The 18,363-nt window shown below is 67.0% G+C and carries 17 protein-coding genes; 11 read left to right on the forward strand and 6 right to left on the reverse strand.

Features of this window, described 5'->3' with window-relative positions; translation table 11 throughout:
* Positions 1 to 14 precede the first annotated feature (14 nt).
* Together CFB82_RS32565 and CFB82_RS32570 are read right to left on the reverse strand one after the other, a co-directional pair.
* Positions 15 to 1,148 carry a branched-chain amino acid ABC transporter substrate-binding protein gene (locus CFB82_RS32565; protein ID WP_069250525.1) on the reverse strand — a complete coding sequence of 378 codons (1,134 nt, stop codon included), beginning with the start codon at positions 1,146 to 1,148 and terminating at the stop codon, positions 15 to 17.
* Between the two features lie 145 nt (positions 1,149 to 1,293).
* A complete protein-coding gene (locus tag CFB82_RS32570; RefSeq protein ID WP_069250524.1) occupies positions 1,294 to 2,331 on the reverse strand; it encodes a histone deacetylase family protein in 1,038 nt (345 codons plus the stop codon).
* Between the two features lie 115 nt (positions 2,332 to 2,446).
* Between CFB82_RS32570 and CFB82_RS32575 the strand changes: the two genes are divergently transcribed.
* The 5 genes from CFB82_RS32575 (at position 2,447) to dbpA (ending at position 7,353) form a co-directional block, all read left to right on the forward strand.
* Positions 2,447 to 2,935, forward strand: coding sequence for an Lrp/AsnC family transcriptional regulator (locus tag CFB82_RS32575; RefSeq protein ID WP_046548968.1), 489 nt, complete (start codon positions 2,447 to 2,449; stop codon positions 2,933 to 2,935).
* A 69-nt stretch (positions 2,936 to 3,004) separates the two neighbouring features.
* Positions 3,005 to 3,310, forward strand: a complete 306-nt coding sequence (locus CFB82_RS32580) for a hypothetical protein (protein ID WP_069252822.1) — start codon at positions 3,005 to 3,007, stop codon at positions 3,308 to 3,310.
* A 512-nt stretch (positions 3,311 to 3,822) separates the two neighbouring features.
* On the forward strand, positions 3,823 to 5,484 hold the full coding sequence (gene mqo, locus CFB82_RS32585; protein ID WP_179255483.1) for a malate dehydrogenase (quinone): 1,662 nt from the start codon (positions 3,823 to 3,825) through the stop codon (positions 5,482 to 5,484).
* Between the two features lie 277 nt (positions 5,485 to 5,761).
* On the forward strand, positions 5,762 to 5,959 hold the full coding sequence (locus tag CFB82_RS32590; protein WP_011356541.1) for a hypothetical protein: 198 nt from the start codon (positions 5,762 to 5,764) through the stop codon (positions 5,957 to 5,959).
* On the forward strand, positions 5,956 to 7,353 hold the full coding sequence (dbpA, locus tag CFB82_RS32595; protein ID WP_069250522.1) for an ATP-dependent RNA helicase DbpA: 1,398 nt from the start codon (positions 5,956 to 5,958) through the stop codon (positions 7,351 to 7,353). Before CFB82_RS32590 ends, dbpA begins: the two co-directional genes overlap by 4 nt.
* A 65-nt stretch (positions 7,354 to 7,418) precedes the next feature.
* On the opposite strand, the gene CFB82_RS32600 is transcribed toward dbpA, so the two are convergent.
* Entirely contained in the window at positions 7,419 to 8,243 is an 825-nt protein-coding gene (locus CFB82_RS32600) for a phosphate/phosphite/phosphonate ABC transporter substrate-binding protein (RefSeq protein WP_069250521.1), read from the reverse strand.
* Between the two features lie 299 nt (positions 8,244 to 8,542).
* On the opposite strand from CFB82_RS32600, the gene CFB82_RS32610 reads away from it, so the two are divergent.
* A complete protein-coding gene (locus tag CFB82_RS32610) occupies positions 8,543 to 9,568 on the forward strand; it encodes a fatty acid desaturase (RefSeq protein ID WP_069250520.1) in 1,026 nt (341 codons plus the stop codon).
* A gap of 184 nt (positions 9,569 to 9,752) precedes the next feature.
* The gene (locus tag CFB82_RS32615) at positions 9,753 to 10,955 is read left to right on the forward strand and encodes a benzoate/H(+) symporter BenE family transporter (RefSeq protein WP_069250519.1); all 1,203 of its coding nucleotides are present in this window, start codon (positions 9,753 to 9,755) and stop codon (positions 10,953 to 10,955) included.
* A 28-nt stretch (positions 10,956 to 10,983) separates the two neighbouring features.
* On the opposite strand, the gene CFB82_RS32620 is transcribed toward CFB82_RS32615, so the two are convergent.
* Together CFB82_RS32620 and CFB82_RS32625 are read right to left on the reverse strand one after the other, a co-directional pair.
* Positions 10,984 to 11,871 (reverse strand): NAD(P)H-binding protein, encoded by an 888-nt coding sequence (locus tag CFB82_RS32620; protein WP_069250518.1) that lies wholly within the window; start codon positions 11,869 to 11,871, stop codon positions 10,984 to 10,986.
* Positions 11,872 to 12,015: 144 nt separating this feature from the next.
* On the reverse strand, positions 12,016 to 12,939 hold the full coding sequence (locus CFB82_RS32625; RefSeq protein WP_069250517.1) for an AraC family transcriptional regulator: 924 nt from the start codon (positions 12,937 to 12,939) through the stop codon (positions 12,016 to 12,018).
* A 194-nt stretch (positions 12,940 to 13,133) separates the two neighbouring features.
* Between CFB82_RS32625 and CFB82_RS32630 the strand changes: the two genes are divergently transcribed.
* Complete coding sequence (locus tag CFB82_RS32630) at positions 13,134 to 13,334, forward strand: hypothetical protein (protein ID WP_069250516.1); 201 nt, start codon at positions 13,134 to 13,136, stop codon at positions 13,332 to 13,334.
* Positions 13,335 to 13,355: 21 nt separating this feature from the next.
* Here the strand turns inward: CFB82_RS32630 and CFB82_RS32635 are convergent, their stop codons facing one another.
* Positions 13,356 to 14,309 (reverse strand): LysR family transcriptional regulator, encoded by a 954-nt coding sequence (locus tag CFB82_RS32635; protein WP_069250515.1) that lies wholly within the window; start codon positions 14,307 to 14,309, stop codon positions 13,356 to 13,358.
* A 100-nt stretch (positions 14,310 to 14,409) separates the two neighbouring features.
* Here CFB82_RS32635 and CFB82_RS32640 point away from each other — a divergent pair, with 100 nt between their 5' ends.
* From CFB82_RS32640 to CFB82_RS32650, 3 genes are all read left to right on the forward strand, one after another.
* Positions 14,410 to 15,768, forward strand: a complete 1,359-nt coding sequence (locus tag CFB82_RS32640) for an NAD(P)/FAD-dependent oxidoreductase (RefSeq protein WP_069250514.1) — start codon at positions 14,410 to 14,412, stop codon at positions 15,766 to 15,768.
* A gap of 326 nt (positions 15,769 to 16,094) precedes the next feature.
* Complete coding sequence (locus CFB82_RS32645) at positions 16,095 to 16,529, forward strand: phosphatase (protein ID WP_069250513.1); 435 nt, start codon at positions 16,095 to 16,097, stop codon at positions 16,527 to 16,529.
* Positions 16,530 to 16,708: 179 nt separating this feature from the next.
* Positions 16,709 to 18,334, forward strand: a complete 1,626-nt coding sequence (locus CFB82_RS32650) for a histidine-type phosphatase (RefSeq protein ID WP_069250512.1) — start codon at positions 16,709 to 16,711, stop codon at positions 18,332 to 18,334.
* Positions 18,335 to 18,363: the final 29 nt, after the last annotated feature.

Below are 18,363 nucleotides of genomic sequence, written 5' to 3' on the forward strand. Positions count from 1 at the left end.
ACGTCACCGCCACATCACATCTTCACGATATCGAGCAGCGCCTTCTTGCCGCTCTTGTACGTGAACACCGAGATCGCGCCGTGCTTCAGGTCGCCCTGCGGCGTGAAGCTCGTCTCGCCGATCACGCCCTTGTAGTCGGTCGCGGGCATCGCCGCCAGCACCTTCGCCGGGTCGGTCGAGTTCGCGCGCTTCATTGCGTCGACGATGATGTAGACGGCGTCGTACGAGAACGGCGCATACACCTGCATCGGCTGGTGATAGCGCGCCTCGTAGCGCTTCGCGAACGCCGCGCCGCCCGGCATCTTCTCGAGCGCGATGCCGGCCTCGGAGCACACGACGTTGTCGGACGCCGGGCCCGCGAGCTTCGGCAGGTCGGTCGAGCACACGCCGTCGCCGGCGAGGATCTTCGCGCGCATGCCGAGCTGGCGCGCCTGCTTCGCGAGCGGCCCGCCCGTCGCATCCATGCCGCCGTACATGATCGCGTCCGGATTCGCGCCCTTGATCTTCGTGAGGATCGCGCGGAAGTCGATCGCCTTGTCGTTGGTCGCATCGCGCGACACGACCTTCATCCCGGCGGCCTTCGCCGCTTTCTCGAACTCGGTCGCGAGGCCCTGGCCGTACGCGGTCGAATCGTCGACCACGGCCACCGTCTTGATGCCCATGTTCTTCGCCGCGTACATCGCGAGCGCCGGCCCCTGCTGCGCGTCGGTCGCCACCACGCGATAGGTCGTCTTGAAACCCTGCTGCGTGTAGGTCGGGTTGGTCGCGGCCTGCGAGATCTGCACGACACCGCCGTCGCGATAGACGCGCGACGCCGGAATCGACGTGCCCGAGTTGTGATGGCCGACGACGCCGATGACCTTGTCGTCGACGAGCCGCTGCGCGACCTGCGTCGCTGTGCGCGGATCGCCCGCGTCGTCCTGCGCGTCGAGTTGCAGCGTGACCTTCCTGCCGCCGATCGTCAGGCCCTTCGCATTGATTTCCTCGACCGCGAGGCGCGCGCCGTTCTCGCTGTCCTTGCCGAGGTGCGCGATCGCGCCGGTCAGCGGCGCGACGTGGCCGATGCGCACGATCTCGTCCGCATGTGCGGACAGCGCGCACGTAAGCGCCGCCGCTGCCGCGAATGCCGTCATGGAATGTCGAAGCATGTCTGTCTCCTGGTCAGTCTTGTGGGGCCCCGTTCGATGCGGGACGTGTTGTGGTTCGGATGACGAATCGGTTGCGGTCAGTGATGCAGCGCTTCCTGCACGGCGGGCCACATCCCCGTCGGCTGCACGGCTGCGGCGCCGCGCGTTACGCGCGCCCTTCGAATCCCAGCAGCACGTTGACCGCGTTGATGCCGATCTCGTCGACCATGTAGCCGCCTTCCATCACGAACAGCGTCGGCACGTTCAGGCGCGCGAGCGCCGCGCCGATGCGCAGGTAGTCGGGCGAGCGCAGCCGGAAATGGCTGATCGGGTCGTGCTCGAACGTATCGACGCCGAGCGACACGACGAGCGCGTCGGGCGCATGCGCGGCGATCGCGGTAGCCGCCTGATCGAGCGCCGCCGAGTAGGTGTCCCACAGCGTGCCCTTCGGCAGCGGCAGGTTCAGGTTGAACCCTTCGCCCGCGCCGATGCCGCGCTCGTCCGCATAGCCGGAGAAGTACGGATACGACACCGGCGGCTCGCCGTGGATCGACGCGAACAGCACGTCCGCGCGGTCGTAGAAGATGTCCTGCGTGCCGTTGCCGTGATGGAAATCGACGTCGAGCACCGCGACGCGCGCGGCGCCCTGCGCGACACAGTGCTGCGCGGCGATCGCCGCGTTGTTCAGGTAGCAGTAGCCGCCCATGTACTCGCGGCCCGCATGATGCCCAGGCGGGCGGCACAGTGCGAACGCCGCGCGCGCCGCGCCGCTCGACAGCAGGTCGGCGCCGGTGAGCGCCGAGTTCGCGCTCGCGCTCACGGCGTCCCACGTGCCGGCATTGATCGGCGCGCCCGCGTCCATCGCGTAGAAGCCGAGCTTGCCGTCGATGAACGCGGGCGGCGTCGCGGCAGCCGGCATCGCGCGCACCGGCCACACGAGCGGCAGCGCCTGGCAGGTGCGGCCCGTCGCGGTCCACTCGTCCCACGCGCCGGCGAGGAAATCGACGTAGCGGGCACTGTGCGCGGCCGCGTAGTGGGCGCGGTCGAACGGCTTCGGCGCGATCACGTCGCCGAGGCCGGCGGCACGCACCTGCGCGAGCACCGTTTCGGCGCGAAGGGGGTTTTCGAACGAATCGGTGATCGCGCCGTCCTTCAGTTCGACGCCGCGATGCAGTTGGTGATCGCTGCTGTAGACCGTGAGCATGGTTGACCGTTGCAGTGAGGGTGGCAACAGTTTATTGACGGCAACCGGCAATAGCTTTGCTTTCGACGCGCGCCTTTCGTACAATTTTGAGAAAACCGCCTACGGATTTCCGGAAATGAGCAAAAATCGCGCTTCAGCCGAACTGGATGGCGTCGACCGCGCCATGCTGCGCCTGCTGCAGGACGACGGCGCGTTGTCGAACGCGACACTCGGCGAGAAGCTGTCGCTGAGCGTCACGCCCTGCTGGCGGCGCCGCAAGCGGCTCGAGGACGAAGGCGTGATCACCGGCTACCAGGCGAATCTCGACCGGCGCGCGCTCGGCATGAACGTGTTCGCGTTCGTGCAGGTGACGTTCAACATGCATTCCGGCCAGGATTCGGATCACTTCGAGGACGTGATGCGGCGTCACGATGAAGTGACGTCCTGCCACAAGATCACCGGCGCGGCCGACTACATCCTGCAGGTCGTCGCGGCCGATCTCGATGCGTACGCGGAATTCGTCGAGCGCGTGCTGCGCAAGCAGGCCGGGGTGTCGTCGATCCAGTCGAGCCTCGCGTTGCGCGAAGTGAAGTTCTCGTCGCGGGTGCCGGTGCCAGGCGACTGACCGTTCATGCTGTTCCGCGCCCGGGCCCGGGCATCCGTTGTCGATCGTCATCCCATGGAGCGCTACCTGATGAAACGTCTTCTTCCGTCTGCTTCGCTGGCCGCCGCCATTGCCTGCGCGCTCGCGTTGAGCGCCTGTGCGGCGCAATCCACCGTGCCGGCCGCCGCGTCAGCGCCGGCCGAAGCTGCCGCGCCGCCCCCGCCGCCGATGCCCGGCAGCGATCGCGATTCGCACGGCTGCATCCCCTCGGCCGGCTATTCGTGGTGCGAAGCAACGCAACAATGCGAACGCCCGTGGGAACTCGCGAAACAGAAGGGCTTCGCGAATTCGGCGCAAGGGTACGACCAGTTCTGCCGGAACGGCACCGCGAAGTAAAGTGACGTGACGTCACGCGATCGTGTCGCGGCGCACGGCCGCGACACGAGGCAGCGCCCCTCGACATCCCCTCCCGATCCCGCGCAGTTATCCCCAGCTTTCCCGGTTCCAGCGACCGTCATTCCGGAAACCCGGACACACAAAAAACCCCACAAAAACAACGGGTTTTTTCGTTTGTGACACAGCAAACGAGTTCGGTTACATTACGCGCCCCTTGCCACCCCGCCCCCGCAAAACGCGTCGCGCGCGGCCTCTTTCCACGCAGCCTGAAGCGTCTTCCGCTCAGGCTTGCCGCAAGGGCCCGGGCGCGTTGTGCGCCACTGTGACGCAGGCACTTGCCTGCCCGCAGGCAGCCGATCCGAAGGTGTTCTTCCCGACGGGTTCGCGTGCGCAAATGCAACGGCGCGCGGCGTCGATCCGGAATTCCGGATTCGCGCGTCCGGATCTCCGGACCCGTGTTTCACCGCGATCGACACACGCGCCGGGCGGCTTGGCAAACCGATGCATTCAAGTTGAGAAAGGGATCTGCTGTGATCAAAACGTTACGGGTAATACTGTCGGCGCTCGCGCTGTGCGTCGCCGCGTCGTCCGCGCATGCCGCCGATACGAAGAAGGTCGACGTCCTGCTGGTGGGCGGCGGCATTATGAGCTCGACGCTGGGCGTCTGGCTGCACGAGCTTCAACCTGACTGGTCGATGACCATGGTCGAGCGCCTCGACGGCGTCGCGCTGGAAAGCTCGAACGGTTGGAACAACGCCGGCACCGGCCACTCGGCGCTCGCCGAACTGAACTACACGCCGGAGAAGGCGGACGGCAAGATCGACATCTCGAAGGCGATCGAGATCAACGAGTCGTTCCAGATCTCGCGCCAGTTCTGGGCGTGGCAGGTCAAGCAGGGCGTGCTGAAGAACCCGCACTCGTTCATCAACTCGACGCCGCACATGAGCTTCGTGTGGGGCGACGACAACGTCCGCTTCCTGAAGAAGCGCTACGAAGCGCTGCAGGCGAGCCCGCTGTTCCGCGGCATGCAGTATTCGGAAGACTACGACGAGATCAAGCAGTGGGTGCCGCTGATGATGGAAGGCCGCGACCGCAACCAGAAGGTCGCGGCAACGTGGACGCCGATCGGCACCGACGTGAACTTCGGCGAGATCACGCGCCAGTTCGTCGGCTACCTGAAGACGCAGCCGAACTTCACGCTGTCGCTGTCGAGCGAAGTGCGCGAGATCTCGCGCAACGCCGACGGCACGTGGCACGTCACGTGGGTCAAGCTGCACTCGGATGAGCCGGCGCAGTCGGTCGACGCGAAGTTCGTGTTCATCGGCGCGGGCGGCGGTGCGCTGCACCTGCTGCAGGCATCGGGCATCCCCGAGGCGAAGGACTACGGCGCGTTCCCGGTCGGCGGCTCGTTCCTCGTGACGGACAATCCCGAAGTCGTGAAGCAGCATCTGGCGAAGGCCTACGGCAAGGCGTCGGTCGGCTCGCCGCCGATGTCGGTGCCGCACCTCGACACGCGCATCATCGACGGCAAGAAGATCATCCTGTTCGGGCCGTTCGCGACGTTCTCGACCAAGTTCCTGAAGAACGGTTCGTACTTCGACCTGCTCAAGAGCACCAACACGCACAACGTCGCACCGATGATGCGCGTGGGTGTGGACGAATTCCCGCTGGTGCAGTACCTCGCCGGCCAGCTGATGCTGTCCGACGACGACCGCTTCAACGCGCTGAAGGAATACTTCCCGAACGCGAAGAAGGAAGACTGGCGCCTGTGGCAAGCCGGCCAGCGCGTGCAGATCATCAAGCGCGACCCGGTCAAGGGTGGTGTGCTGAAGCTCGGCACCGAGATCGTCAGCTCGCAGGACGGCAGCATCGCGGGCCTGCTCGGCGCATCGCCGGGCGCTTCGACGGCCGCGCCGATCATGCTGAACCTGATGAAGAAGGTGTTCAAGGACAAGGTCGCGACGCCCGAGTGGCAGCAGAAGATCCGCCAGATCGTGCCGAGCTACGGCACGAAGCTGAATGACAGCCCGGCGAAGGTCGTCGAGGAATGGACGTACACCAGCGACGTGCTGCAGCTGTCGCCGCCGCCGAAGATCGACGTCGGCACGCCGTCGCAGGCCACCGGCACCGCGCCGGCCCGCCCGGCGAAGGCGGCGACCGACATGGCGCTGTAACGCGCCGAGCGCCGCGCGACACCCTCGCGCCGCACGACACGGCCGCCCTCCGGGGCGGCCGTTTTTCTTGGCGGGTAGCGGGCGAAACCGCCCGGCCGGTCGCCCGCTTCCGCTAGAATTGCGGCACGCGCGACCCTGTCGCCGCCCGATCCACCATCCGCATCGACGCAATCCAAGCGACGCCCGGTGCGGCCCGCGCCCAGGCCGCGCTAGCGCCGCCCGCCGTTGCCGCGCCCGCCCGGGCGCGCCATCAACCGAATTCAGCTGGAGAAAGACCGTGTTTACCTGCCGAAACCAGAGCTGCGGCACGCCGTGGGAGCAGTCCGACGTCGTCATCAAGGACGAAGGCCAGGGGCTGCTGTTCCGCTGCCCGCTGTGCGGCGCGCGCAACTACCTCGAACGCTTCGAAGACGACGAAGGCAAGGTCGTCTACGAGCAGATGGAAGGCCGCCCTTACCTCGGAGACCTGGAATGACCCAGCCGACCGCCACGCCGTTCAGCGCGCTGTCGTTGACGCCCGCCACGCTCGCCAACCTCGCGCAGCTCGGCTACGTCGACATGACGCCGATCCAGGCCGCGAGCCTGCCGATCGCGCTGGCCGGCCAGGACCTGATCGCGCAGGCGAAGACGGGCAGCGGCAAGACCGCCGCGTTCTCGCTCGCGCTGCTGGCGCGCCTCGACGCACGCCGCTTCGACGTGCAGGCGATGATCCTGTGCCCGACACGCGAACTCGCCGACCAGGTCGCGCAGGAAGTGCGCCGCCTCGCGCGCGCCGAAGAGAACGTGAAAGTGCTGACGCTGTGCGGCGGCACGCCGATGCGCCCGCAGGCGCAGAGCCTCGAGCACGGCGCGCACATCGTCGTCGGCACGCCGGGCCGCATCATGGATCACCTCGATCGCGGCAACCTGAAGCTCGACGCGCTGAACACGCTGGTGCTCGACGAAGCCGACCGGATGCTCGACATGGGCTTCTTCGACGACATCGCGAAGGTCGCACGGATGTGCCCGACCTCGCGCCAGACGCTGCTGTTCTCCGCGACCTACCCGGACGGCATCGTGAAGCTGAGCCAGCAGTTCCTGCGCAACCCGAAGGAAGTGAAGCTCGAAGAGCGCCACGACAACAGCAAGATCCGCCAGCGCTTCTATGAAGTGACGGAAGACGAACGGCTGCATGCGGTGGGGCAGTTGCTGAACCACTACCGGCCGGTGAGCACGATCGCGTTCTGCAACACGAAGCAGCAGTGCCGCGACCTGCTCGACGTGCTGCATGCGCAGGGCTTCCACGCGCTCGCGCTGCACGGCGAGCTCGACCAGCGCGAGCGTGACCAGGTGCTGATCCAGTTCGCGAACCGCAGTTGCTCGGTGCTGGTGGCCACCGACGTCGCCGCGCGCGGGCTCGACATCGCGCAGCTCGAAGCCGTGATCAACGTCGACGTGACGCCCGACCCCGAAGTGCACGTGCACCGCATCGGCCGCACGGGCCGCGCGGATCAGGACGGCTGGGCGCTGAGCCTCGCGAGCATGGACGAGATGGGCCGCGTCGGCGCGATCGAGCAGGCGCAGAAGCGCGACGTCGAATGGCATCCGCTCGCGGAACTGAAGCCGGCCGACGACGGCGTGCTGACGCCGCCGATGGAAACGCTGCAGATCCTCGGCGGGCGCAAGGACAAGATCCGCCCGGGCGACGTGCTCGGCGCCCTGACCGGCGACGCCGGGTTCGACGGCAAGCAGATCGGCAAGATCAACGTGACCGAGTTCTCGACCTATGTCGCACTCGAGCGCGGCGTGGCGCGCGATGCGCTGCGCAAGCTCAATGCCGGGAAGATCAAGGGCAAGCGGGTCAAGGTCCGGTTGATGGACGAAGAGTGACGGAACGCGGCGCGGACGGTCGCACCGTTGCGCGCCGCCCTGCATTCCCTCACATTATCCCCGCATCACGCCAGTTCCGGATATCCGTGCGCGGCCGCGTCCTCCGCGAGTCGCGCAATTACGTCGTAGTCGCCTGGCGACAACCGTTCGAATCCCTTCAACCGCAGCACGCGCGCCCGTTCCGCATCGGTGGCGACCGCGTGATCGAGCGCGTCCTGCAATGAGGCGACCTGCGCTTCCGGCAGCGCGCGCGATGCGATGAACGGTAATCCCGGCGCAGAGGCCGTCATCCCGATGATCCGGATGTCCTGCAGCAGATCGGGCAACGCGTCGCGTACATACGCGAACGTCACGCAGTCGATCGCCGCACAATCGGCTTCCGCCAAAGCCAACGCACGCAGCACGTTCAGGTGCGAGCCGAGCGCCGTAACCGATCCGAAGAATCGTCCGTCGCGTGCATGCGGCGCGACCGCGTGCCGGAGCGCGTTCATCCCGCTGTGCGAATCTCGACCGTTGAATGCGGCCCGCAGCCCCCGGCATGCGGCGAGCGTCGTCGCGCCGTCCGCGTGTGCATCTGCCGACACGACCAGCACGCTGCTGTAGTGCGCACCGTGGCAACCGTCGGCATCGAACACGGGGGTCGCGATCAGTCGCACGACATCGCGCAGGCCCAGCATCCGGTACGGGTAGCCGCAGGTCTGCGACAGCAGCAGATCGTCGCGCCGCCACAGCGCGTGCAGGTCGTCGAGGGGTTCGTCGGGAAGCGTGACATCGGCGGGCCCGCCCGCGTTCGCGAACGCATCGAGCGCGTCGCGCAGCAACGCGCGCCACAGCGCGTCGTGGCGCGGCGTCACGTTGTACATCGGCAGGGCGGCGATCCATGAGCTCATGCGGGCATTCTACGCAGTGACGCTCGCGCAACGGAACCCGGTTCGATCACGGTAAAACGGGGGCTGAACGCGGCGCAGCGCGCCCGAAGCTTATCGGCCACGCGACGATAAGCAAATGCGAATCGATTGGTTGGCCGCGCAGCGCGATCCCGGTACCGTCCTGATGCCTGCCCGAGCATCGCCATTGCACGTGATAACGGACAGGCCGACCGTGATCCGCGAGACACCTGCGCACCGGGCCGAGCGCACCGGTTCAACCGCTCGTTCCCCGCACTGCCCGTTCAATCCGCCTCAACGCCATGGCCGAATACTTCGACGTCGACCACGCGCGTGCGATCGCCGCGCTCGACACCCGCTTCACCGCCCGCACCGAGTGGCCGACCTGGCTGCTGGTCGTCGCGATCTACGGCGGCTGGCTCGCCGTGCTGCTGCTCGTGCGTGACGGCACGCTGTCGCTCGCGGCCGCGACGCCGCCGCTGATCCTGCTCGGCGCATGGCACCTGTCGCTGCAGCACGAGCTGCTTCACGGCCATCCGACACGCTCCGCCCTCGTGAACAAGCTGCTCGGTTATCCGCCGCTGACGGTCTGGTATCCGTACACGCTGTATCGCGACACACACCTCGACCACCACCGCGACGAGGACCTGACCGTACCGGGCGTCGATCCCGAAACGAACTACGTCACGCGCGAACGCTGGGCGCAGCTGCCGCGCTGGCGCCGCGTGCTGACGGTCGCCCGCAAGACCTTCATCGGACGCTTCATCGCCGGGCCGCCGCTGAGCATCTTTGCAATGTGCATCGATGCATTCGCCGCGTTTCGTCGCGGCGACTTCCGCTATCTGCCGATGTGGGCGATGCATATCGCCTGCGTGGTTGCGCTGCTCGGGTGGCTGCAATGGGCGATCGGCGTGCCGTGGTGGTATTACCTGCTCGTGATCACGTGGCCCGCGTTGTCGATCGCGATGATCCGCTCGCTGTACGAGCACCGCGCCGCCCCGCATCCGAAGGCGCGCATCGCGATCAATGAAGCCGGCTTCGCGATGCGGCTGCTGTACCTGAACAACAACTATCACCTCGTCCATCACGACCTGCCGAAGCTGCCGTGGTACGACCTGCCGCGTGCGTACCGGATGCGACGCGATGCGTACGCGCAGAAGTGCGGCGGCTTCGTGATTCGCGGCGGGTATCGCGAACTGCTCGCGCGCCATGCGTGGACGCCGACCGATACGCCCGTGCATCCGTTCGACCAAGGCACGGCGTCGTTGTCGACGGGGAGCGGTGTGAAGGTGGCGGTGGTCGACAAGGTGCTGCAGATCAGTACGTGACGTTCGGCGGAGCCGACGATTCGTCCGCCCCGCCGCGCATTCCTTACGAAATACCAACATTCCTGCTCCCACCCGAGCATTGCCAATTGCGTCGGCAATGCCCAGAATGACGGCTCGTCCGGGGCTTCCAACAATCATTCGCTCCGGCTCTGCTCCCGGCCGCGCGCCGCACGCCCCCACGACGATGCAACCGAACACCCCGCCCGGCGCAATCCGCGCGATCGGCAACGACTGGTCCGTTTCCGCGATTACCGCGGGTTTTCTCGCGGTACTGATTTCCTACGCAGGCCCGCTCGCGATCTTCTTTCAAGCCGCGCAGGCAGCGCATGCGTCGAATGCGTTGGTGTCGTCGTGGGTCTGGGCGATCTCGATCGGCGCCGGCGTATCGGGCCTGTTCGCGAGCTGGAAGCTGAAGGTGCCGGTCATCACCGCGTGGTCAGCGCCCGGCACCGCGCTGCTCGTCGGCCTGTTTCCGCAACTGACGCTCAACCAGGCCGTCGGCGCGTACATCACGGCCGCGCTGATCATCCTGCTGATCGGCGTGACCGGCTATTTCGACCGGCTCGTGCGCCACATTCCGCGCGGTATCGCGTGCGGGATGATGGCCGGCATCCTGCTGCCGTTCGGCACGCATGCGTTCGCCGCCGCGTCGGAACAGCCCGCGCTCGCGTTCGGGATGATCGCGGCCTACGTGACCTTCAAGCGCCTGCTGCCGCGCTACAGCATCGTGCTCGTGCTGCTGACGGGCGCCGCGCTCGCGGCGCTGCTCGGGATGACGCATCTCGACAACGTGTCGGCGAGCCTCGCGCACCCGATCTTCATCGCGCCCGAATGGACGCTCGGCACGACGCTCAGCCTCGCGCTGCCGCTCGTGGTCGTCAGCCTCACCGGCCAGTTCCTGCCGGGCATGACGATCCTGCGCGTGTCCGGCTATCACACGCCCGCGCGGCCGATCATCACCGCGACCAGCGTGATGTCGCTCGTGGTCGCGTGCTTCGGCGGGATCACGATCGTCGTCGCGGCGATCACGGCCGCGCTCTGCACCGGCAAGGACGCGCACGAAGACCCGGACCGGCGCTACATCGCCGGGCTCGCGAACGGGGCGATCTACCTGATCGGCGGGCTCTTCGCCGGCACGATCGTCACGGTGTTCTTCGCGCTGCCGAAAGCATTCGTCGCGATCCTCGCAGGGCTCGCGCTGATCGGTGCGATCGGCGCGAACGTGCACGGGATCTTCGAGGATGAGAGCCACCGCGAAGCATCGTTGATCACGTTCCTCGCGACCGCGTCGGGCATGACGTGGCTCGGGCTCGGCTCCGCGTTCTGGGGGATCGTGATCGGGTCGCTTTCATACGCTATCCTTAACAAGGTGCGGCGACCCGCGTGATGCGTAATGCGCGTCGCCGCCGCCTCTATTACCGCGCGTGCTGGCGCACCAGTTGTGCGAGTGCATCGGTCAGCGTCGTCGTGCCGTAAAGCCGTTCCGACACCCCCTCCTCGACGTCGATCTGCCCCGCGTTGTGCACATCGTAGAGATCGACGATCAACTGCGCATGGCGTTCGCTGAGGCCCGCACGCAGCAGCGTCGCGGCCCACGTCTCGCGCGGCAGTTCATGCGCGACGATGGGCCGGCCGGCCGCCGCGCCGAGCGTATCGGCGATCGCCGTCACGCTCACCCGCCGCGGCCCTTCGATACTGACGATGCGCGGCCCGTTGCCGCCTTCCGGCGCGTCGAGCAGCAGCCGCGCCGCAACGACGCCCACGTCGGGCGCCCAGACCGTCGGGAACACCTTGCCGACCGGATGGTGAAAGCTCGGCAGCACACCGGTGCCGAGTGCGACCGGCAGGATGCGCGTCCAGTTCTGCAGATGCTCGGCCGAACGCAGCAGCGTCAGATGCGTCGGGATCGTCTTCAGCCGCTCCTCGAAGTGATGAAACAGCCGGGTGATGCCCGTATTGCCGTCGCGCTCCGCACCGTAGTCCGACAGCGCGAGCAGCACCGGCGGCGGGTTGGCGGCGAGCGCGGCGGTGGCGACGTCGATCGTCCGCGTCATCGTCGCGGCCGGATCGGGGTCGGCGACCGGCACCGGGCACAGGATCTGCACGGCCCGCGCGCCGTCGATTGCCGATGCGACCGCGTTCGCGTCCGTCAGCTCGGCGATCACGACATCGCAGCCGAGCTGCACGAAACGTTCACGATGGCGTGCGTCGCGCAATACCGCGCGCACGGGATGGCCGGCGTTGCGTAGGGCCGTCACGGTCGACTGGCCGACGTTGCCGGATGCACCGAAGATCACGAACACGATTCGCTCCTTGGGGGATGAAAGTGTCGTGATTGTCAGGTTGGGCGGCGGGAGCGGCGCGCAGGGAGGGATGAATACAGCAGGAAAGGATGACGGGATGCGGGGAGCGCACGGATCGCGCCGTGCGCCGCCGCGAAGCCGAGGCTAGCGACGCGAAGGCTTCGCACCCTCCTCGCCGTCATACGCAAGCCGCAGCCCGCCCCTTGCCCCCGACCGCGCAATCTCGGTCGGCGTCGCGCCCAGCACGCGATTCATCCAGTTCGCCATGTGGCTCTGATGCGCAAACCCGGCTTCGAGCGCGATCTGGCTGATGCTGAGCCGGCCTTCTAGCAGCAACGCCTTCGCGCGCTCGACCCGGCGCCGCACGACGTACTGGTGCACGGGCATCCCGAGCGTTTCGCGGAACAGCACCTTGAAATGCGGCACGCTGATCGACACGAGCGCCGCGAGTTCGGCCAGCGTCATGCGCCGGTCGAGGTTCGCTTCGACGTAGTCGATCACGCGCGCGGCCGCCTTCGGCGCGAGCGTGCGGCGGCGCTCGCGGAACGCCGGCTGGCCGTCGACCAGCCGCGCGACGAGCGCCGTGCACAGGCTTTCCGCGTAGAGCGGATCCGACGCGTCTTCCGCTTCGAGTTCGGCGGCCATCGCCCACGCGATGTGCTGCAGGCGCGGGTCACGCACCTGCAGCCGGCGGCGGATCTGCCCCTGCGACGGCTTCAGTTCGAGCTGTTCGACGGTCCGCCGCACGAACGTGTCGCTGAGTGCGATATGGAGGATCTGGCAGTCGGCGCTGTCGGTCCACTGGCCGGGCAGGCCGGCCGGAATCACGTCGACGTCGCCGTGCGCCTGGATGCGCGACACGCGCTCGCCGTCGCACACGCAATCCGCGCGAACCGGCGACCCGATATGCACGCCGATCCGGTGATGCTCGGCCGCCGGAATCCGGTAGGTGCCCGCGCGGATTGCCAGCAGCGACGCGCCGAAGCCCTGCCAGCCGAGCCCGCGGCTCGAGCGCAGGCTGACCGGGACGCCGTTGTCCGTCGGCGCCGCGAGAATCGCATCGCTCATGGCCTTCCTCCAGTGGATCGGGATGTCGAACGCGCATTGTGACGCGTTTTCGGGCGGTCTGCCGGGCCTGCCGGCAACGCGCCCGGGTCGAGCAGAAAAAGATCATCCGTTCCTGCTCAGGGCCATCCTTGCGTGTGCGCCGGCGGGCGCCGCGCCACTTACGATGGCCCCATCCGACACCTACGGAGACCGTCATGCCCCATCAGTGCCTTGCGCAACGCGCAGCGTTCACCGCGCGCCCGCGTTCCGCCGCCACCCGTCCGTCATCCGGGCGCCACTCCCGCAGCAACCGCGCCCCGATCACCGCCTGGTGCCTGCGCATCGTCGGCTGGTACCGGCTCGAACGGCTGCTCGCGTCGATTCCCGACAGCAACGACGACTTCGGGCTCGTCTGACCGGCCGGTCAACGCATTCGCCTACTTGCGCCGCCGCTCGTGCGGCGCCGCCGTCGCGCCGTCGATCACCGGTGCGCCCTGCTTGATCAGGAAATCGCGGAACAGCCCCGTGACCTGCGAGATCCGCCGGTCGGCGAGCGTGACCACATACCATTCGCGCTCGATCGGGTTGCCGGGAAACGGCAGTTGCCCGAGCAGCCCGGTGCGCAGTTCGAGTGCACACGCGTGCAACGACAGGAACGCCACGCCGAGCCCCGCTTCGGCCATCTGCTTGATCGCCTCGTTGCTCGACAGTTCGGAGCCCACATGGAACCGGTAACCCGCGTTCTTGAACAGGCTCTCGACGGTCGAGCGCGTACCCGCGCCGCGTTCGCGCACGAGCAGGTGCGCGGATTCGAGATCCTTCAGCGCGACGCGCTTGCGCTGCATCAGCGGATGGCCGGGCGCCGCGACGAACACCATCGGATGCTTCGCGAACTCGACCGCATGCGTGCGCAGTTCCTTCGGCGCGCTGCCCATCACCGCGAGATCGATTTCATGCGTGGCGAGCATGCGGATGATGTCGTCGCGATTGCCAACCTTGAAATAAGTCTTCACGTGCGGACGCGTCGCGGTGAATTTCACGAGCAGCGGCGGAATCAGGTACTCGGCCGTCGTGATCGCGCCGATCCGCAGCGTGCCGCCGAGATCGCCCGTCAGCGCGGCCACTTCGTCGCCGGCCTCGCTCCACAGATGCAGGATCTCGCGCGCATAGCGCGACACGATCTCGCCGGCCGCGGTCAGCTGCACGCCCCGCCCCACCCGCTGCAGCAACGCGGCGCCCACCGCCTCCTCGAGCAGGCGCACCTGCAGCGACACGGCCGGTTGCGTCAGGTTCAGTTCCTCGGCCGCCCGCGACACGCTGCCGAGCCGCGCAATCATGTCCAGCGCCTTCAGCTGCCGGAACGTCGCGGTCTTTCCTATAAGTGAATACATATGAGTCGCTTATAAACATTAAATTGTTCGTGTAGGTTCAAAACTATATCGTCGGTTCTTGAGCAATGTCATCCGAATCGTCATTCAGCGGGAGCCCAACATGGACAACACCACGCCCAACCTTGCAACGGACCGCGCACCGCGCCTGCCGCGCATCGTGATCGTCGGCGGCGGCGCCGGCGGCCTGCACCTCGCCACACGTCTCGGCGATACGGTCGGACGCCGCGGGCAAGCCGAAGTCGTGCTCATCGACCGCTATCCGACGCACTTCTGGAAGCCGCTGCTGCACGAAGCCGCATCGGGCCATCGCGACCCGGCCTCGCACACGATCGAATACGCGGCGCAAGCGAAGCGCCACGGTTTCCGCTTCATGCAGGGCGCGCTGCAACACGTCGACCGCGCGGCACGCACGGCGACGATCGCAGCCGTGCAGGATGCGGACGGCACGGAAATCCTGCCGCAGCGCGAGCTCGGCTATGACGATCTCGTGCTCGCCGTCGGCAGCGTGACGAACTTCTTCAATGTGCCGGGCGCGGCGCGCCACGCGCTGCCGCTCGAAAACCTCGACCAGGCCGAGGATTTCCGCCGGAAGTTCCTCGCGGCCTGCACGAAGGCGAATCACCTGGCCGAGCAGCAGCCCGCGCGGCGCGCGGCGCCGATCTGCATCAACGTGATCGGTGCGGGCGCGACGGGCGTCGAGCTGGCAGCGGCATTGCGGGATGCGATCCAGCAATTGACGACGTACCGCTTCAAGGCGCTAGTGTCCGCGCGCGACGTGCACATCCGGCTGATCGAAGGCGGCCCGCGCATCCTGCCGGCGCTCGACGAGCGGCTGTCCGGCAAGATGCACGCGCAGCTTCGCGCGCTGAACGTCGACGTGCTGACCGATACCCGCGTGGCGGAAGTCGGCGCGGATGCCGTGACGACCTCGACCGGCGAACGGCTCGCAAGCGACATCACGATCTGGGCGGCCGGCGTGGCGGGCCCCGCGTTCCTGCGGCAGATCGGCGACATCGCGCTCAATCGTTCGAACCAGGTGATCGTGACCGAGACGCTGCAGACGCCGGACGATCCGCACGTGTATGCGTTCGGCGACTGCGCCGCCTGCCCGACGGCCGGCGCGAACGGCTTCCTGCCGCCGCGTGCGCAGGTCGCTTTTCAGCAGGCCGTGTACCTGGTCAACGCGTTCGCGCGGCGCGTCGCCGGCAAGCCGGTGGACGGCTTCACATTCCGCGATGCGGGCACCGTCGTGTCGCTCGGGCATGCGGGCGCCGTGTACCAGGCCGACATCGGCGTGCGTTCGCGCTCGCTGATCGTCGACGGGCTTGCCGCAATCGGACTGTACAAGTTCCTGTATCGCAAGCACCTGTTCAGCGTGGTCGGCGTGAAGCGTGCGCTGTTCCAGTCGCTGAGCCACTGGCTGCAAAGCCGCAACCAGCCGTCGATCAAGCTGCACTGATCGCGTCGATTCACACGCAGCCTCGCAAGACGGCATATCGGGCGTGCATCGTTCGATATGCCGTTTTTTCATTTGCCCATGCGCGGTGCATTCAGCGCGTGCGCGAATCTGGTGCATCACATCGAGGGCCGTCGATGCGATGCGATTCGCGCGGAACAGGCCGTGCGACACGCATCCCGCGCCCACATTGGCTCGTCGTCCCATTCATTAGTCGAATCGTATGGGTCGGATATAAATATTAATTGGTCGCGTTTTCCGGATCGACGCTAAGGTGTGTGGCATTCCCGTCGGCGAACGGATCATCACGTCTCTGAAGAGGAATCACCGTGGTTATCGAAGCCATCGTCACCCGTCTCGACGCAGCATTCGCGCAAATCGAAGCAACGCCGGATTCGCATGAATCGCGCCATCAACGCGATGCGATCATCCAGTGGCTCGATCGAGCATCGGAAGAAGGATATCGACTCGGTCTCGTCACGACGCTGCCGGCCGCACGGCTCAGCGACATGTTCGAAGGCCAGTTCGGCCGCGCGAACCTCGACCGCTTCTCGGTCGTCGTCACGGACGCCAATCAGCAGGACTCCGGATCAACCCAGCATCCCTTCGACGTCGCGTTGCAGGCACTCGGCGTGCCGCCCGAACGCGCGGCGGCCATTGCGAGCAGCGAACCGGAGCGCCGCGAAGCCGAGCATTTCGGCCTGTCGCGCTGCGTGAACATCACCGACACCGTGCGCTCGATCGCATCGGCCGGCCTGCACTGAACGCCGGCGCACGGGCCGGCGTTGGCCGGCCGTGCGCGACTCGAAGGCAATCCGACGATTGCCCGACCGAATCCTGACACTCTGCTGTCAAAGTCGCTTGCAACACTTCCGGGCTTGACCGATCACTCCCGGAGACGGGACGACGCAAACCTGCATCGTCCCGCCCGTTGCACGCCACGATGACACGCCCGATCCGCACCGCCACCGCCCTCGCGATTACCTGCCTACTGCTCGCCGCTTGCGGCGGGGACGACTCGGCACCACCCGCGGCCTCTGCCGACAACAGCGGCTCGACGCCCGCACCGCAACCGCAGCCACAGCCTCAGCCCAAGCCGACACCCGCGACTTACTACCAGACGAAGACACCGTACCGCCCGCAGCAGGACGCCGCGACGTACGAAGCGCCGCCCGCCGGCTACGCGCCCGTCTATACGGAACTCGTCGCGCGCCACGGCTCGCGTGGATTGTCGGGCTTCAAGTACGACGGCGCGATCTACGCGATGCTGGTCAAGGCCGAGGCCGACGGCGCACTGACCGCACTCGGCGCGCAGCTCAAGGCCGACACGTACGCGATGATGAAGGCCAATGCACTGCTCGGCTATGGCGTGGCGGGCATCTCGACGCCCGGGTACGGCAATCTCACGCAAACCGGCATCCGCGAACACCAGCAGCTCGCCGCACGTCTCGCGCAGCGGCTGCCTGCCTTGTTCGCGGCCGGCAACCGGCAGGTCGTCGTCGTCAACTCCGGCCAGGATCGCGCGGTCGACAGCTCGACGTATTTCTCCGCGTCGCTCGTGGCCGCGCAGCCGGCACTGGCCTCGGCGATCACGCTGCCCGCCGCGCCGTCCGGCTATCCCGCGAACGCGCCGGTCGCGCAGCCGGCCGGCACCAACCGCTTCCTGCTGTATTTCCACGCGCTGAAGCCGGCCACCGATCTCGTGACCGATGCAGGCAACCCGTACTACGCGACCTATCAGGCGAGCCAGGCATACCAGGCCTATGCGAACGACGCGACGGTGGCCGCGAAGCTCAACGCGATCAAGGCCGCGCCGCAGGCGGCCGACGTTGCGCAAACGGTGCTGTCCGCGCTCGTGTCGCAAGCCTTCATCGCGAAGCTCGGCACCGACGGCTACACGTTCGCGAACACCGGCACCTATGCCTTCACGTCGGCGGACGGCAAGTTCACCAACACGCTGAAGGGCGACGGCAAGACCAAGATCGCGACGGCCGTCGATGCGGTGAACGTGCTGTACAACCTGCTGCAGGTCGCGCCCGCGATGACGGCGGAAACCGGCGGCGTCACGATGGAGAATTACATCGGCGCGGAGCAGGCGCAGTATCTCGCGTATCTGCAGGATGCCGAGGACTACTACCAGAAGGGGCCCGGCATCCAGGAAACGAACCCCGTCACGTACCGGATGGCGAAGGTGCTGCAAGACGATTTCTTCGGTGAAGTCGATGCGATCGCGCGCGGCGACCTGACCCGCGCCGCGAAGCTGCGCTTCACGCATGCGGAGATCGTGATTCCGTTCGCGTCGATCATGAACCTGAAGAACGTGTTCGTGCCGACGCCGCACGCGCAGACGTACACGTACGCGACCAATCCGTGGCGCGGTGAACAAGTGTCGCCGATGGCCGCGAACATGCAGTGGGATGTCTATCGCAACGGCTCGCGCCTCATCGTGAAGATGCTGTACAACGAGCGCGAAACGGATTTCCAGGCTGCGTGCGACGGCGCGAAAATCGCGCCGGGCAGCCACTTCTATGACTACGCGGGGTTGAAGCAGTGTTACGGGTATCAGTGACGTGACGCGGGCGGCGGGTTACGCAACCC

The sequence above is a fragment of the Burkholderia sp. HI2714 genome (assembly GCF_002223085.1).
Taxonomy (GTDB): Bacteria; Pseudomonadota; Gammaproteobacteria; order Burkholderiales; family Burkholderiaceae; genus Burkholderia; species Burkholderia lata_D.